16 protein-coding genes are annotated in these 15016 nt (G+C 54.9%); 8 read left to right on the forward strand and 8 right to left on the reverse strand.

The features are described 5' to 3' along the window. Positions 1 to 261: 261 nt before the first annotated feature. The 3 genes from HMPREF2554_RS09470 to HMPREF2554_RS11850 all read left to right on the forward strand — a co-directional run bounded on the left by HMPREF2554_RS09470 (position 262) and on the right by HMPREF2554_RS11850 (position 1769). Positions 262 to 699 carry a putative immunity protein gene (locus HMPREF2554_RS09470; protein ID WP_070554989.1) on the forward strand — a complete coding sequence of 146 codons (438 nt, stop codon included), beginning with the start codon at positions 262 to 264 and terminating at the stop codon, positions 697 to 699. Positions 700 to 886: 187 nt separating this feature from the next. Next, positions 887 to 1447: a hypothetical protein gene (locus HMPREF2554_RS09475; protein WP_070554991.1), complete on the forward strand. Its 561-nt coding sequence runs from the start codon at positions 887 to 889 to the stop codon at positions 1445 to 1447. Continuing rightward, a complete protein-coding gene (locus tag HMPREF2554_RS11850) occupies positions 1437 to 1769 on the forward strand; it encodes a hypothetical protein (RefSeq protein ID WP_246826060.1) in 333 nt (110 codons plus the stop codon). The genes HMPREF2554_RS09475 and HMPREF2554_RS11850 overlap by 11 nt, the downstream gene beginning before the upstream one ends. Positions 1770 to 2054: 285 nt before the next feature. On the opposite strand, the gene HMPREF2554_RS09485 is transcribed toward HMPREF2554_RS11850, so the two are convergent. After that, positions 2055 to 2375 carry a hypothetical protein gene (locus tag HMPREF2554_RS09485; protein WP_013398181.1) on the reverse strand — a complete coding sequence of 107 codons (321 nt, stop codon included), beginning with the start codon at positions 2373 to 2375 and terminating at the stop codon, positions 2055 to 2057. A gap of 200 nt (positions 2376 to 2575) precedes the next feature. On the opposite strand from HMPREF2554_RS09485, the gene HMPREF2554_RS09490 reads away from it, so the two are divergent. Both HMPREF2554_RS09490 and HMPREF2554_RS11615 read left to right on the forward strand, forming a co-directional pair. After that, positions 2576 to 3493 (forward strand): LysR family transcriptional regulator ArgP, encoded by a 918-nt coding sequence (locus HMPREF2554_RS09490; RefSeq protein ID WP_048780289.1) that lies wholly within the window; start codon positions 2576 to 2578, stop codon positions 3491 to 3493. A gap of 418 nt (positions 3494 to 3911) precedes the next feature. Next, positions 3912 to 4067, forward strand: a complete 156-nt coding sequence (locus HMPREF2554_RS11615) for a hypothetical protein (RefSeq protein WP_161800479.1) — start codon at positions 3912 to 3914, stop codon at positions 4065 to 4067. Positions 4068 to 4128: 61 nt separating this feature from the next. Here the strand turns inward: HMPREF2554_RS11615 and HMPREF2554_RS09495 are convergent, their stop codons facing one another. Next, on the reverse strand, positions 4129 to 4338 hold the full coding sequence (locus tag HMPREF2554_RS09495) for a hypothetical protein (RefSeq protein ID WP_048751099.1): 210 nt from the start codon (positions 4336 to 4338) through the stop codon (positions 4129 to 4131). A 9-nt stretch (positions 4339 to 4347) separates the two neighbouring features. After that, the gene (locus tag HMPREF2554_RS09500; RefSeq protein WP_013398184.1) at positions 4348 to 4689 is read right to left on the reverse strand and encodes a cell division protein CrgA; all 342 of its coding nucleotides are present in this window, start codon (positions 4687 to 4689) and stop codon (positions 4348 to 4350) included. A gap of 157 nt (positions 4690 to 4846) precedes the next feature. Here HMPREF2554_RS09500 and HMPREF2554_RS09505 point away from each other — a divergent pair, with 157 nt between their 5' ends. The 3 genes from HMPREF2554_RS09505 to HMPREF2554_RS09510 are packed head-to-tail and all read left to right on the forward strand — an operon-like array spanning position 4847 to position 6433. Continuing rightward, entirely contained in the window at positions 4847 to 5599 is a 753-nt protein-coding gene (locus HMPREF2554_RS09505) for a class E sortase (RefSeq protein WP_070448455.1), read from the forward strand. A 16-nt stretch (positions 5600 to 5615) separates the two neighbouring features. After that, a complete protein-coding gene (locus HMPREF2554_RS11620; RefSeq protein ID WP_004006314.1) occupies positions 5616 to 5777 on the forward strand; it encodes a hypothetical protein in 162 nt (53 codons plus the stop codon). 23 nt (positions 5778 to 5800) lie between these two features. After that, a complete protein-coding gene (locus HMPREF2554_RS09510; protein WP_004006315.1) occupies positions 5801 to 6433 on the forward strand; it encodes an aminodeoxychorismate/anthranilate synthase component II in 633 nt (210 codons plus the stop codon). A gap of 158 nt (positions 6434 to 6591) precedes the next feature. On the opposite strand, the gene pknB is transcribed toward HMPREF2554_RS09510, so the two are convergent. The 5 genes from pknB to HMPREF2554_RS09535 are packed head-to-tail and all read right to left on the reverse strand — an operon-like array spanning position 6592 to position 15013. Then, positions 6592 to 8769, reverse strand: coding sequence for a Stk1 family PASTA domain-containing Ser/Thr kinase (pknB, locus tag HMPREF2554_RS09515; protein WP_070535235.1), 2178 nt, complete (start codon positions 8767 to 8769; stop codon positions 6592 to 6594). Positions 8770 to 8817: 48 nt separating this feature from the next. Next, entirely contained in the window at positions 8818 to 10542 is a 1725-nt protein-coding gene (locus tag HMPREF2554_RS09520) for a protein kinase domain-containing protein (RefSeq protein ID WP_004006317.1), read from the reverse strand. After that, a complete protein-coding gene (locus HMPREF2554_RS09525; protein ID WP_070448451.1) occupies positions 10539 to 11978 on the reverse strand; it encodes a peptidoglycan D,D-transpeptidase FtsI family protein in 1440 nt (479 codons plus the stop codon). The genes HMPREF2554_RS09520 and HMPREF2554_RS09525 overlap by 4 nt, the downstream gene beginning before the upstream one ends. Further along, positions 11971 to 13443 carry an FtsW/RodA/SpoVE family cell cycle protein gene (locus tag HMPREF2554_RS09530; RefSeq protein ID WP_172884785.1) on the reverse strand — a complete coding sequence of 491 codons (1473 nt, stop codon included), beginning with the start codon at positions 13441 to 13443 and terminating at the stop codon, positions 11971 to 11973. The genes HMPREF2554_RS09525 and HMPREF2554_RS09530 overlap by 8 nt, the downstream gene beginning before the upstream one ends. Further along, positions 13427 to 15013 (reverse strand): PP2C family protein-serine/threonine phosphatase, encoded by a 1587-nt coding sequence (locus HMPREF2554_RS09535; protein WP_070554994.1) that lies wholly within the window; start codon positions 15011 to 15013, stop codon positions 13427 to 13429. Before HMPREF2554_RS09535 ends, HMPREF2554_RS09530 begins: the two co-directional genes overlap by 17 nt. Between the last annotated feature and the right edge of the window lie 3 nt (positions 15014 to 15016).

The raw sequence follows: 15016 nt of genomic DNA on the forward strand, positions 1-15016 counted from the left end.
GCGTTCGCTGTATAGTTTTGAAACAACAAGCCTGAGGGTTTGTTAGTTAATTACATATGTATGGAAGAGACCCCCGTGAGGGGTCTCTTTTGTTTTAACCATTGATTTGCATTCTTCTTGATAGCTATCGGCTCTGCTGTGTTCTTATGGCGCGCGTTGGTGAATGCTCTAAAGGCTAAGAAGACCTCATGAAATATAATCGGCGCATCAGGGTGTTGAAAATCTGTGAGAGCGCATATGCTTTCTTGTTATCTTAGGAGCATGGAGACTTTACAATCTGCCCCAGACCCGAAGGATTTGACGCTATCGATAGATGAGAGGCGTGAACTTATCGTCTGGGCGGCAGATTGTATGTATCGGATACTGCCCATTTTTGAGGAACAATATCCTGCTGATCCTCGGCTTCGGCAGGGGCTTGCTGCGGTCGCTGAGTTCAACCGCGGTGCATTATCTGTTGGAACTATGCGTCAGCACGCTTTGCTCTGCCATGCTACGGCCCGGGACTGTGAGACCCCGTCTGCACAAGCCGTAGCTAGAGCCTGCGGACATGCGATTGCCATAGCCCATATGGGTGCCCATGCACGCAATATTGAGCGATATACTCGCAAAGTGCTTTCGGGAAAATCTCTGACCGAAGAGCTCGAATGGCAACGGGCACATATTCCTGCTCGATTCTTCAGCTATGTTTTCACGCGCTAAGCAGCGTATGCCCATACGTAGAATTTCGGAAGCCAGAGAAGTCCTTTTTACCGGTCTGTGATAGCGTGCCTGAGGCTTCATGACGGGAATACTAATACCAATCTTGCACATTCTTCTGAACGAGTTTCTGGAACGTTTACTGCATCAAGTACCGACGAATAACCTATTCCCGAGTTAGAGTGAATGTATGGAGTACCCGCTTTTTTCAGACCGACAGCAGGAACCGTATACGGGAGAGGACACCTCAAAATACCGGACGGTGGCGCTCACCGCTGAGGTTAAGCTGCCTTTAGCGGAACTATGGCTGGCGTGCACCGAGTATATCCATCTGTGGTGGCCGCGGGAGCTTCTGCGGGACGAAGAAAGCTATCTGGAGCTTACCGATACAGTTCTTACTGAAGAAGACTCGCAGGGGTATGTAACAACCCTTGCTGAGGTAATCTACTATGAGCCCGAGGACGTGCTGGGCTTTTTGCCTCTGCCCGACACTAAACTGCATCAGCTTCTGCGTGATGACAGCGGATTTAGCCTACTTTTTGACGAAGACGGCGCAGAATCTTCGCTTCTAGAAATCACCTCTGGTTTAGCGAAACCCCGTGAACTTGCGGCTGAGTACGACGAGCTGGGTGTTTATACGATCCAACGTTATGGCGCAGAACTTATTTTGAAGGCGTGCGCACGATTCTTTGGCGCTGAACTTCAAGCAGAGTCTCTCGTATCGGGTATGCTTGACAGCTATGAGCACTAGGCAGGCCGCATCGGAACGAGGCACCGCAGAAAGTACAGTACAAGAGGCCGAACACTACATTATCGTTCGTCGCCCTCTGATGGTTGTGCAGTGGCTGAACCTGCCAGCAATCCCGATCTTGGGGCAGCTGATTCAAACTGTTTTCTTCGTTCTGCTGGTGTTCGGTTTCTTCTTATGGTTTGCCTCTGTGACGGTTACCGACCAAACCATCGAGCTGTGGGTAGGAACCAAGCCCGAACATCTGAAAATTTTAGACCTTGAAGTCAACTACAACGCGGTCATGCTTAAGGTGACGATGATCGTGCGGTATTCTCTGGGCTGAGCTTTGTGGCGACGACCAGCAGCGACGATCTGCACGCGCTTGACTTCTTAGAACCGATGGTGCTGCGTCTGCGAAAAATCCTGATAATTCGAGATATATACCTCTCCATTTTCAGGTACGGGCGCCGAAGAGACACTGGAGGGCTATGAACTGTGGTCCGCATCGGCGCAAGAAGATAGTACAGAGCCCGTTGCATCTACCGATAAGGAGACGGTGAAGGATAATGGTCTCGAAGAAGCCACTGAATCCGGGAGTACAGACTCATAGCCAGAGGTGAAGGTAGGCTCATAGCGCCTCGATCACAATGCCGCCAAAACGGGCATTCTTTGCCTCGCAGGTTATTCCATCAACGTAGCAGGTTGAACTGGAGTAGGTTTCTTGCAGCCCGGTATTGGCGTAATATCCGTAAAATCCGCCAAGCAGCGTTACACCCGAGCTATTGGGAGTCGGCAGCACCTGTATATCGTAGAAAACAACCGGGCGGCCAGACCGGTCAGTCACCCGTGCAGAACATTCGGGACAGAGCGAGCGAGGATAACGTTCTAAAGTCTTCACGGGCTTGGAACAAACGGGGCATGCAATTTCCATGAATGGTGGCTTGACCATGGAGGATATCCTTCGGGTGGTTAGATGACAATGTAGACACGTTGGATGGGGATAGTCCCATTGCTTTTATCTTAGAGGTGTGTATCCAGGGTGAAAATGGTGTACGCCAAATAGGACATGCGCAGGGCGATGATGAACATCAAAAGTCTGAAAACCCCGTAAACCTAGCTAAGTTATTTCAACGTACGTAAGATGTTCTTATGACACGTTTTACGACCGACCACCTCAAAACATTCGTCACGGTCATCGAATACGGCACCTTCGACGCTGCTGCCGACGTTCTTGGGGTTAGCCCCTCCGCAATATCACAGCGTGTAAAAACAATGGAACAGCTGGCCGGTAAAGTTCTGCTGCAGCGCACCAACCCGGTTACCCCAACAGCCTCCGGGCAGAGCGTGTTACGTATTGCCCGGCAAAGTGAATTCCTACAGCTTGAACTGGAACGAGAACTCATGGGCGAGGGCGGATTCCAGACAGTCTCTATAGCCCTGAACGCCGATTCTTTAGCAACGTGGTTTTTGGAGGCCATACGCACGCTCGCTCAGGAGGACGAAATTTTCTGTGACCTGCGGCGTGAAGGTGAATTTCATTCCTCAGCCCTTCTGCGTACCGGGGAAGTTATGGCTGCCATAACCTCACAGCCCGGAAAAATCCCCGGATGCTCGGTAGATTACCTGGGCGTGGCGCGTTACTGGTGTGTGGCATCGCCAGCGTATGTGGATCGTTACCTTCCGGGGTTCCCCGCGAAGACTACCCGTGATGATCTGAACCGGGCACCCGTGGTGGAATACGATCGTAAAGACTTTGTGCAGGATGCTGCACGCGCTCTGATTGAGGAAGACCTAAAACTGTCCAGAGCCGAATTCGAACAGAGCCCAACGCTCTATATTCCTTCGTCACCGGACTATGCGCAGGCGGTCTATGAGGGTATTGCGTGGGGTCTGCTGCCGGAGGCACAGTGTAGCGAATATTTCGCCGCCCAAACACTTGTGAAACTTGCTCAGAAGCCCGTGGAGTTCCCACTGTACTGGCAGCACTGGAATATCAACTCGCCCGTTCTGGAAAAAGTTAGCCGTCGGGTTGCTGATGCGGCTCATCAGGGACTCTTGAACTCATGAGGGGCAGTTAAGGGCGAATGACATCAAACGCACCGCATCCACTGCTGTATCGCGCGGATTCACCCTGTGGCTGATAACACTCAACTTCGTGCCGGTATTCTACTGGTTGTGACTTTAATTCCACGATCGCCTTGGCAGCATTCCTAGTGGTGTTGGCGCTGTTGCAGATTATGTTGCGGCCTTTATTTGCTACGCTTGCTGCTACACAAACCATTGTTTTTACCAGCTCTTTAAAACCTCAATCGACTAGTATATATGCTTATATTGGAATATTTGCATATATAGATCTTGGCAGCGTTTTCTACTGCACGTCGTATCTACGAAGCGCGCTAGAATCTTGTTCGCTGGGTACTGTTCTACGTCATCTTTGCGCTCTGTACAGGGATTCTCGGGTGTATACCCCCGTATATGACACAGCATGTGGAACAACTCAAAGAAAGTGCATGCCGCAGACCGACCCATGCAGCACACAGCGCTGACCCAGACGATGGTGGAGCTGATCGTCATGATCGTATTCGTACGGATTCTGCAGCCCCTGCGCGAAGAACCAGTCGCAGAGCCTCAGCACGATTAAAAGCAAGAAGAACGCGGCGGGCGCATCCCAGGGATACGGCACCGCCTCGCTTATACGTGATCTAGCGGAAGAAAAGAGTCGCCAGCCAGAATAACGCCGCGGCGACGATAAACCCGATCAACGCCCAGCGGCGCAGCCTTGTCTCCACGCGGGCGGCACGAATATCCGCACGTTTTGAAATATCCTCGGTACTCCGCATGGGATCGGAGGTAGAGCCATGCGGGGCATCCTGAGATTCTTGAGGCGAAGGAGACCCATCTGATTCGGACATAGCCCTAACCTAACGCCACCGAGTCATCATGACCATACCCACCATCATGGCACCCACGCCAATAGTCACATTCCACATACCAATACCGGGCACAGGAAGTCGACCCTCAAAAATGTAATACGCAATAATCCAGAGAATACCCAGCGCAACGAGCGAAAACATCACTACTCGATACCACAGGGGAGTACCTTCTCTCTGTGTTCCGCTCGTTTCCATCTCGCGAGCGACCTCCAACAGACGGAGCTCGCTCGCATCTTCTTCAACGGCCTTAGCCGATTTCTTGTCTTGTGACTTCTTTGACTTAGTATTGGCAGTCTTTTTCGACTTTTTCGCAGTCGACTTAGGGGACATATTTTCCTCCGCCTCAGATGTATGGGTAACCTTATGTAGTACGTTAAAAACTATCTTTGCAGACTCGCGGGATGATTTCACCTTTCACCGGCGTTGTCATTAAAGAAAGTGTAATGACTGGGACGGTAACATCCCGCTATGGAGGACACCCAAAACTATGGCGCATGCATCCGCGAAAGCGCATCAGGCAGTTCAGCCTCATAAATCTATTCTGCGGTGGACCATCCAAATCACGGGTGAGCTTCTGATCACCGTTGGTCTTGTGCTGCTGCTCTTTGTCGTGTGGCAGCTCTGGTGGACCAATATAGACGCAAACCGTTCACAGTCCCAAGCCGTCGATTCCTTGACGCACGAGTTCAGCTCCGCCGCGCCAGTCGAACAGTGGGATCCCCAAAATCCCCCGGAGCCTGAAGCCGAACCCGAACACGGAAAAGGATTCGGGGTTGTCTACATTCCCCGGTTTGGTGCAGACTACCAGCGCCCCGCCGCGCAGGGTACCAGCGCAGACGTGATCGATACCCTCGGTTTGGGACACTACGACGGAACCGCCATGCCGGGCGGCGTGGGCAACTTCGCGCTCGCAGGGCACCGGCAGACACGCGGGGCAGTGCTCGACTATATCGATAAGCTGCAGGTGGGCGATCACATTTATGTGCGCACCAAAGACGGCTACTACACCTACACCGTGTACGAGCACGTGATTGTGCAGCCTGACAATATTGAGGTGATCGAGCCGGTTCCGAGCAAACCCGGACAAGAGCCCACGGAGCGCATTATGACGCTCACGACCTGTCACCCGCGTTACGGTGACACAGAACGTTATATTGTGCACGCCCGTTTTGAATCCTGGCAGCCTAACTCTGCTGGCGCGCCTGCGGAAATTGCCCAAGCAGCCCAGAACCCCGCCTAACCCGAGAGGATATAACATGTACGGTTGGATTTTTCGCCATCTTCCCGGACCTCTATGGGTTCGCATCATCATTGCTATTCTGCTTATCGCCGTGATCGTATACGCCCTCATGGAATTCGTGTTTCCGAATTTTGCCGAGTACGGTCCGTTCAATTTTGACGTTACCATCAACCATTAGCGGCGCTTGCCAAAGGAGAAGCCATGACCCGCATCCTGGTTATCGATAATTACGATAGTTTTGTGTTCACTCTCGTCGGATATCTGCAGCAGCTCGGAGCCGAGACAACCGTAATCCGCAATGACGAGTATGACCTTGATACCGTGCTCACAATGGCTGCCGAGTACGACGGCCTGCTGATCTCTCCGGGACCCGGTGCCCCCGCAGAAGCCGGGGTCATTATCGATACCATTCGCTGGGCTGCGCAGACTCATAAACCCTTGCTTGGCGTGTGTCTGGGGCATCAAGCTATCGCGGAGGCGTTTGGCGGCACCGTCACGCACGCCCCCGAGCTGATGCACGGCAAGACTTCAACCTTGGTTCACGAGAACGACTCGGTGTTCAAAGGCGTACCGAACCCCTTCACTGCGACTCGCTACCATTCGCTGGCGGTCGTCCCAGAGACTATGCCTGAGGTCTTGGAAACCACCTCGACGACTGAGAGCGGCATTATTATGGGGCTGCGGCACCGGGATGCGCCCATGCATGGCGTGCAGTTCCACCCGGAATCCGTGCTTACCGAGAGCGGTTATCTGATGCTGGGTAATTGGCTGGAAGAAACGGGGCTTGAGGGCGCCGCTGAGCGTGCCAAATCGTTGTCCCCACTAATCGCTTAGCGGGCAGCAGTAAAGGCGCCTGACAGGCCCAAATAGGTCTGTCAGGCGCCTTCTCTATGCGTGGTACAGCCGAAGAAATATATGTGGGGCGTGCTTTAGATTCAAAATCTAAAGCACGCCCCACATATATGACCAGGATTTACCTGAGCAAACCAGCCTTACCTTTCTTCTTTCTCCTCATTTTCCTTGCCGTTTTGTACGGCCTTGGATGAAGGAGCAGCGGCACTTGGCGTTGCAGAGGGTACAGGAGCGTTGCCCTGCTGGCCCTGTTGACCTTGCTGCTGTTGATTCTGCTGCTGATTACCTTGCTGACCCTGCTGGCCTTGCTGCTGTTGATTCTGCTGCTGATTGCCCTGCTGGCGCTGGGTGTTGTTGTTATTATTCGTCGACGGGGTAGTCGCACGCGGTGAAGCAGATGCGGTCGCTGCCGGGGCAGCCGCTACACGAATAGTAACAGTGCTGTTCTGAGCCACCAGAGTACCCGCAGCGGAGCTCTGAGAAATCACCGTATTCGGTGCCGCAGAGCTTGTCTGAACGGTCTCAATATTGGTGTTGAGCAGAACATCGGACGCAGTCAGAGCTTCAATAGCCTGATCCTTCGTCAGACCCACGAGCGAAGGAACCTTGACCTTACCGGAGGACAGCACCAGGTTCACGTTGCTGCCCGCCTCGATCGTGGTCTTACCGTTGGCATCGGTTTCAGCCTTCTCAGGCTCCAGAGAAACTACCATACCGGCGGGAACGGATGCGCTCTCAACGGTGCTGACACGACCATCCTTAAGGCCGAGCTCCTTCAGAGCGTTGCGCACATAGGCTTCGCTCTGACCCTGCAGGTTATCGGGCAGGGTTACACGCTCGGGACCATTCGAGTAAGTTAGCGATACGGTAGAACCCTTAGCCGCCTTCGTACCCTCGCCGGGGCTGACACTAATAACATCGCCCTTCTTCACGTTCTCGGAGTATGCCCCGCGGCTCTCCACGGCAAAGCCAGCATTGCGCAACTGGTTCTCGGCATCGTCCTTCGATTGGTTCATCACGGTAGGAATAGCGACCTGCGGAACTTCATTGAGCTTGCCCTGGTAGTACAGGAACGAGCCGATACCCAGCAGAAGCGATGCTGCAATAGCAAGACCAACGAGGAAACGAACCCAGGTTCGCTTACGGGGTTGCTCGGCGGGAAGGAACTCTTCCTCTTCAACAAATTCTTCTCCGCCGTACTCATCGTCATCAAAGAAACCGTTGAGGTTCGCATCTTCAACAGGAGTCGAAACCTGCGGCATGGTCGTGGTGTAGGCATCGAAATCAACCTCACCCGTACCGGTTCCTGCCGCACCCGCCGCGGGAGCCTCAAGAGGCGCAAAAGCGGTGGTCATGGAGTCATCGGGAACCTGTTGCGGCATACCGCCGCCAACCTGCAGACCCGCTCCCTGACGGATCGCCTGCGAAAACTCATCGGCGGTCTGGTAACGATCATCCGGGTTCTTGGCAAGACCTCGAAGAATAACTTCATCAAGCTCAGGGGGTACGCTCAGCGGGCTAAAGGTACTCGGTGCGGCGGGAGTCTCGGTGAGATGCTTTGCCGCCAAGTCAACGTTAGTTTCCGCGTCGAAGGGGGAACGTCCAGCAACCATTTCATACAGCACACATGCTGCCGAATAAAGGTCGCTTCTCGCGTCGACTTCTTTACCACTGACCTGCTCGGGAGACATGTAACGTGCGCTACCCATCACCACGTTGGCCTTTGTCAGAGCCTCGCCAGCCTCTTCAATAGCTCGGGCGATGCCGAAGTCCATCACCTTAATCTGACCCGGCTGCCCCTTCGCGGCGTCTTCCTCGGTTCGGGGAAGCACCATAATATTCGCGGGCTTAATATCGCGGTGGATAATACCCATCGAATGACTGTATTTTAGAGCGCTCAAAAGCTGCTCTGCGTACCCCACCGCATCACGCACGGGAATGTACCCGCCCGACGACAGGACGCTGCGCAGCGTCCTGCCATCAACGTATTCCATAACGATGTACGGGATCTTAGCCTCGTCATCGTCGACGGCATCATCAACACCGTATCCGCTGTTGGGATCTGACGGGGAATAAGCGCCCGTGTCGTACACCGCAACGATACCGGGGTTGTTCAGGGATGCGACAGCCTCCGCCTCACGTTTAAACCGTGAACGGAAGGTTTTGTCTTGGGCCTGCTCCGGGCGCAGGATCTTCATCGCGACCTTACGACCGAGACGAGTATCCTCCGCCGCGTATACGGTAGCCATCGCACCGGTACCGATAACATCGAGTACCTTATAACGGCCATCTACCGTTTCAGGAACCAACAGGTCCATACGTTCTCCTGGGGTAAAAATAGTTTTTGATGTGAGTGGACTCAGACACTAACGCCCAGTACGAGGACTAGAAGAAGTCGACGCGCCTGAAGGCGTAGCTGCGGATGGCGACGAGTCAGAATCCGTCCTCGTACCTGAAGACTCATTAGCTACATACATCTCTACCTTACTAGGAACTGACACTTTAGTGCCAGAAGAAGGGCTGGTGCGCAGCACCGTACCGGGCTGTGCAGTGTCCGAATGCTCGAAGTGAAGGTTCACGTCAACACCAAGCGAGGTAATCGTCCGAGAAGCCTCTTCGTAGTTCTTCCCATCAACATTAGGTAGGGTCGCGCCCCTGGAACCGCTTGAATAACGCACGGTAATGGTGCTGCCTTCGTCTACCGAACCAGCCGGTGAAATCGACAGAACGGTGTTGGCTGGCTCTTCAGACTCAACACTTTCAGTCCTGGGCGAAAGACCCAGGTTCTTCAGGTCATTGACGACATCCTGAAGGGGGCGACCCTCGTAGCTGCGTGCCTGCAGGTTAATTTTCTGCTTCTGAGTACTGCTTGCAGCCGAGGACTCCTCGCTCGGGGTGGCTACCGTGACGGTACCTTCCGCAGAGCTGGGTGTTGCCGAGCTGGTGGTATTCGTATCAGGGGTTGCACGGCTGTTGGCCGCCCAGACAGCCCAGAGGATACCGAGAATAAGCACAAGTGCCGCCACAATAGCGACGATCCATACCCAGTTGCGTTTCTTCGGACCCTGTTGTGCCGTACGTGCGGCCGCAGCCTTTGACCCGGGCTCAGGAATCGGAGCGGTCGAAGGACCGGGCGTGAAGTGCGACCCAGATCCGAACTTCGGAGCGGCGGATGCCGAAATAGGCTCGGCGATCAGGGAGGTCTGGGCGGTATCCAGATTCTCCGGCAAGAACGCCTCAAGCGTGGGCACGGCCTTAATCGCCGCAGGAATATCGCGACGGCGAATAGCATCAATAGCGGATGCCAGCGCGGTAGCATCCTTAGGACGCTCCGCAGGATCCTTAGCAAGCAGGCACATAATCAAGGCGCGGGCGGGCGCCGGGATGCTCTCCGGCAGCGGCGGTGGCGGATCGTTCACCTGAGCTAGAGCAATCGCGATCTGTGATTCACCCGTGAACGGGCGGTGACCGACCAGGCATTCGTACCCGATAATACCCAGCGAGTACATATCGGAGGACGGGGTTGCAGGTTGACCGGTTGCCTGTTCGGGTGCCAAATACTGGGCTGTACCCATCACCTGACCGGTAGCGGTCAGCGGAACCTGATTCGCAAGCCTAGCAATACCGAAGTCGGTAACCTTCACCCGGTCATCCGGGGTGATCATTAGGTTACCGGGTTTCACATCGCGGTGCACGAGTCCCTGAGCGTGCGCAGCAGCCAACGCGCGAGCCGTCTGCGCAATAAAGTTCAGGATGCGATCTGGCGGCAGCGTGCCGTCGCGCTCGATGATGCTCGACAGCGGCTCACCCGGAACCAGCTCCATCACCAGGTATGCAGAGTTATCCTCTTCACCGTAATCGAACATATTGGCAACACCGGGGTGGTTCAGGAGCGCAGTATGGCGCGCCTCCGCGCGGAAACGCTCCAAGAACCCGGGGTCACCCGTATACTCCTCTTTCAGGATTTTAACGGCGACGGTGCGTCCGAGAACCTTGTCGCGAGCTTTCCAGACCTCACCCATACCGCCGATAGCGATACGTTCGGTTAGGGTGTAGCGCCCGCCCAAGGTGATATCAGCCGAAGGCCTCACTTGTTCAACACCGCCTCAAAAAGTTGTTTACCTGCATTTGTCGAAAGCTGGGAACCGGTTGTTGCATCCATATCCTCATAGACCACCGCAATGGCGATCTGAGGATCATCGGCGGGTGCAAACCCGGTAAACCAAGAGTTATTCAAACCACCCGTAGTTTCTGCGGTACCGGTCTTACCAGCAACCTTATACCCGGGCACGCCTGCGTTACGGGCAATACCGTTATCCACAGAGTTCACCATCCATTGTTTCACCTGATCGGCGACTTTAGTAGAAGTTGAGGTGCGCAACTTCTCGGGTGAGAACTCGTAGAGCACGCTCAAGTTACTGGTTTTGACAGAACGAATCATATTGGGCTTCATCTGCACACCGCCGTTAGCGATTGCGGCAGAAGTCATTGCCACCTGCAGTGGGGTGGTGCGTACATCGTACTGACCCACGGATGCCTGTGCCAGCTGGCTCTGCGACATACCCTTCGGGAAGCTCGACTTAGCCACCGCCAGCGGAATCTTCAAATCCTGACCATAACCAAAGTTTTCGGCAGTCCTAGAGATCCTATCTTCACCCAAATCCATTGCGATCTGCGCAAAAGGAGTGTTGCAGGACTGCGCCATAGCCCATTCAATCGTAGCCTTAGTGCGTCCTCCACACTGACCGCCCGCAAAGTTCGGAAGCGACACATTGGTTCCCGGAAGGGGAAGCTGTGCGGGGTTATCGATCGTGGAGTTCGCATCATATTTGCCGGACTCCAAAGCTGCGACGGCATCAATAATCTTGAAGGTCGAGCCGGGCGAATAGGTGTTACCCGCAATAGCACGGTTGTAAAGCGGGTTATTCGGATTCGAGTTCAGTTCCTCATAGTTGCTGACTACCGTAGACCCATCGTGGGATGCGAGCGTATTCGGGTCATATGAGGGAGACGAGGCCATCGCCAAGATTTCGCCAGTCTTGGGGTTAATCGCCACAATAGAACCCTTACGGCCCTGCAGCAGGTTGTTAGCAAGCTCCTGAAGCTTGGAATCCACGGTGAGCTCGACGCTCGCACCGCGTGCCGAAGAACCCGAGAAGAGCTGAGCAACACGATCGTAGAACTGGCTGTCGGAAGTACCCGAAAGCTCCTTGTCCATAGCGGATTCGACACCGGTAGAACCATACACTGACGAGAAATAACCCGTCAGCGCCGCATACTTTTCCGGCTCAGAGTACACGCGCTGATAGTTATACTCATCATCCGATTTCACCGACGAGGCGATTTCGGTTCCATCGACCACGATAGAGCCACGGTTGGCACCGTAGTTATCGTACAGAGAACGCGAGTTCCACGGGTTATCTTTGAGAGATTCGGTGTCGAAGAATTGGATATAGCTCAACGTACCCATGAGCAGGATAAAAACGCAACCTGCGGCCATCCACATGCGGCGAATTGCCCTATCCATTGCGGTCACCTCCTGCTTGTTGAGTTGAAATACGGGCGAGAACGCTGGTTGCGCCCTCAGATTCATAGCTGTAGTCTTCGTGGTCGATACTTTCGGGAACGTCGAACCCGACCACGACGTGAGGCGCTCGCGCGGTATGCGAAATCGAAAGCCACAACGCCACGATAATCCAGTTAGCCACCAGGGATGAACCACCGGCAGACATAAACGGTGTGGTCAAACCGGTCAGCGGAATTAACCGGGTTACACCGCCAACCACCACGAAGAGCTGAAGCACCATAACCGTGGAAAGGCCCGCCGCCAAGAGCTTGCCGAAACCGTCACGAGTGCCCAACGCCGCGCGGTAGCCACGCGAGATGAGGATGAGGAACATCATCAAAATAGCGCCCAGGCCGATCAGACCGAGTTCCTCACCGAGAGAAGTAATAATCATGTCCGAGTTAGCGAACGGCACCAAAGAGGTAAGGCCCTGACCCCATCCACGGCCAAAGAGACCGCCGTAGGACAGACCGAAAATACCCTGAAGGATCTGACCGGAACCACCGCTGGAGGACATATAGACCTCGGGATCAAAGGCGTGCATCCAGCCATAGATACGGGCGTGCACGTGAGAAATGGAGTTGTAGGCGAAGTATCCGCCAACCACCACGCCGACACCGCCGACTACAAGCCAGGAAATCTTGCCGGTCGAGAGGTACAGCATCGCCATGAACAGCCCGAAGAACAGGATTGCAGAACCCAGATCCTTCTGGAAAACCAACACGCCGATGCTGACCATCCACGCCAAGAAAATTGGGGTCAAATCGCGCAGACGAGGCAGATTGATGGGCCCCAGACGCTTACCCGCTGTGAGAATCAAATCGCGGTGTGTGGACAGGTAGCCCGCAAAGAAGATTGCCAGGGTAATCTTTGCAATTTCGCCGGGCTGGAAGGTACGCCCGCCGAGCCTGATCCAAATCCGTGCGCCGTTGATTTCGGTACCAAGGCCGGGGATAAGCGGCATGATAAGCAGGATGAAGGAGAGCACCAGCGAAATATAGGTGATCTTACGCAGCACTCGATGATCCCGCAGGAAGTACAGCACAACGGAGCAGAGGATCATTGAGAAGCCTGTCCAGAACAGCTGGGACTCGCCCACTGGGGACTTCTGCATGGCGGGATCCTTATCGATGCGGAAAATCATCGCCAGCCCGATTCCGTTGAGCGCCACAACGAGCGGCAGAATAAACGGATCGGCGTAACGCGCCCGGAATTGAAGCACCAGATGCGCGATGAGCGCGCACACGCCCAGCACCACGGTACCTTGAATCCACGGGTTTTTCCCCATGTCCCACGCCGTTTCGGGGTCAATCAGGTACATTGAAAATGAGCCGATGCCGACCGCAACCACGAGCAGAACAAGCTCAATCAGGCGACGCGAACGGGGTATGTGTGCATCACGCAATAGCCTAGCCACGATTACCACCTTCCGTTGCTGAAGTTTTTTGACCTGTCTGCGCGCCGGACGAAGCCGCACCGGAAGGCTGTGTATTCCGGTCATCCTGCAGATTCACCTGAGCCTGCATGCGGTTTACGATAACCCGTGCATCGTCAAGATTATCCGCGTGAATCGTATTCTTCAAAAGCGTGCGTGTATGTTCGGGCAGCTGTGAAGTTTCCACTTCGCTTTCCTCGACTACATGGGAGAGATGGATTGGCCCCAACGACTGCGGAACACCGTTATAGACGGCGACCTTACCGTTATTTTCACCAACGTAGTAGCGGCCCTCAACCCATTTCAGCCCGCTCCAACCCGCAATGAGCGCCAGTACAAGGATTACGGCTGCACTCACCAGCAGAATCGGGCGCCGACGGCGTCGAATCGGGTCCGCCAGAAGCTCTTCAAGCTCGTCCGGCAGCTTTGCGGGTTCCTCGGTGCTCATCGGCACACGCTGCGCCAAAGAGGCCCGATGCTCCAGGGTGCGGCTCGTCACCGCCGGAATACGCCCGGTTTCTGTTGCCACGGCGGCGCTGCCCACCAGCTGATGCGGGCGAGAACCAAGCTCGTGGCGTAAAATGGCGGCATTTGTGCGGGCAAAGTACACCGCATCCTGATCGCTCGCGTCGCCATCGTGAGGGAAGGAATCTGTGAGGTCACGGGCGCGGCGGAACTTCTTGAGCGCGCGGTCGTGATCGGACAGACCCTCTTCGGCGTTTACTTCCTCGGTGATTTCCTCAAGCTCAGAGGTTGTCAGTGAGGTATCGATCTCGCCGGTCTCCGGCAGGGCAGAAGGGCCTACAGGTTCGTCGGCGGGAAGTTCTTCGCGGTCAATAACCTGTACAACTACGACCGTCACGTTATCGGGTGCGCCGCCGTCGAGAGTCATCTGGATAAGAACGTCCGCGATCTCACCCAGATCATCGGTGGAACGCATGACGGCTTCGATCTCTTCATCAGAGACCACCGCCTCTAAACCATCGGAAGCAAGCACCCAGCGCTCACCGGGAATGGCTTCTAAAGTCTGCAACTCAAGCTCGGGGGAGGCATCGACGTCGCCAAGCACGCGCATAATCACGTTGCGGTGCGGGTGATTCTCCGCCTCTTCGGGAGTGATACGGCCCTCGTTGAGAAGACGCTGTACGAAGGTGTGGTCGGTCGAAATCTGCTCGAAACCGCCGTCTTCATCGGCGCGTAAACGATAGGCCCGCGAGTCGCCAATATGGGCCATCTCGATCTTTTCGCCGTCCACCAGCAGAGCGGTGCAGGTGGTACCCATGCCCGCAAGGCGCTGATCACTGGTTGCCAGATCATTGATAATGGCGTTGGCACTTTGGATTTCGTCGGCGAGGTATATGCCGCCGGTACCGTCAAAGTCGGGGTGGTCCAAAGGGGTCAGGTTTAAAACGGCGGTAGCGGATGCGACGTCACCACCGACGTGCCCGCCCATGCCGTCAGCAACAACAGCAAGATAACGTCCACCGTACCCGGAGTCGTCATTCTTGCTGCGTTTCACGCCCGTATCGGAACGGGCTTCAAAGCGAAAGGCTATCTTCAACGA

It is taken from the genome of Rothia sp. HMSC071F11, from assembly GCF_001809115.1.
GTDB lineage: Bacteria > Actinomycetota > Actinomycetes > Actinomycetales > Micrococcaceae > Rothia > Rothia dentocariosa.

Bases quoted from the DNA above. Each gene is read 5' to 3' on its own strand.
- HMPREF2554_RS09470 (WP_070554989.1), top strand. From the start codon at position 262: ATGGAGACTTTACAATCTGCCCCAGACCCGAAGGATTTGACGCTATCG.
- HMPREF2554_RS09475 (WP_070554991.1), top strand. From the start codon at position 887: ATGGAGTACCCGCTTTTTTCAGACCGACAGCAGGAACCGTATACGGGA.
- HMPREF2554_RS11850 (WP_246826060.1), top strand. From the start codon at position 1,437: ATGAGCACTAGGCAGGCCGCATCGGAACGAGGCACCGCAGAAAGTACA.
- HMPREF2554_RS09485 (WP_013398181.1), bottom strand. From the start codon at position 2,375: ATGGTCAAGCCACCATTCATGGAAATTGCATGCCCCGTTTGTTCCAAG.
- HMPREF2554_RS09490 (WP_048780289.1), top strand. From the start codon at position 2,576: ATGACACGTTTTACGACCGACCACCTCAAAACATTCGTCACGGTCATC.
- HMPREF2554_RS11615 (WP_161800479.1), top strand. From the start codon at position 3,912: ATGTGGAACAACTCAAAGAAAGTGCATGCCGCAGACCGACCCATGCAG.
- HMPREF2554_RS09495 (WP_048751099.1), bottom strand. From the start codon at position 4,338: ATGTCCGAATCAGATGGGTCTCCTTCGCCTCAAGAATCTCAGGATGCC.
- HMPREF2554_RS09500 (WP_013398184.1), bottom strand. From the start codon at position 4,689: ATGTCCCCTAAGTCGACTGCGAAAAAGTCGAAAAAGACTGCCAATACT.
- HMPREF2554_RS09505 (WP_070448455.1), top strand. From the start codon at position 4,847: ATGGCGCATGCATCCGCGAAAGCGCATCAGGCAGTTCAGCCTCATAAA.
- HMPREF2554_RS11620 (WP_004006314.1), top strand. From the start codon at position 5,616: ATGTACGGTTGGATTTTTCGCCATCTTCCCGGACCTCTATGGGTTCGC.
- HMPREF2554_RS09510 (WP_004006315.1), top strand. From the start codon at position 5,801: ATGACCCGCATCCTGGTTATCGATAATTACGATAGTTTTGTGTTCACT.
- pknB (WP_070535235.1), bottom strand. From the start codon at position 8,769: ATGGACCTGTTGGTTCCTGAAACGGTAGATGGCCGTTATAAGGTACTC.
- HMPREF2554_RS09525 (WP_070448451.1), bottom strand. From the start codon at position 11,978: ATGGATAGGGCAATTCGCCGCATGTGGATGGCCGCAGGTTGCGTTTTT.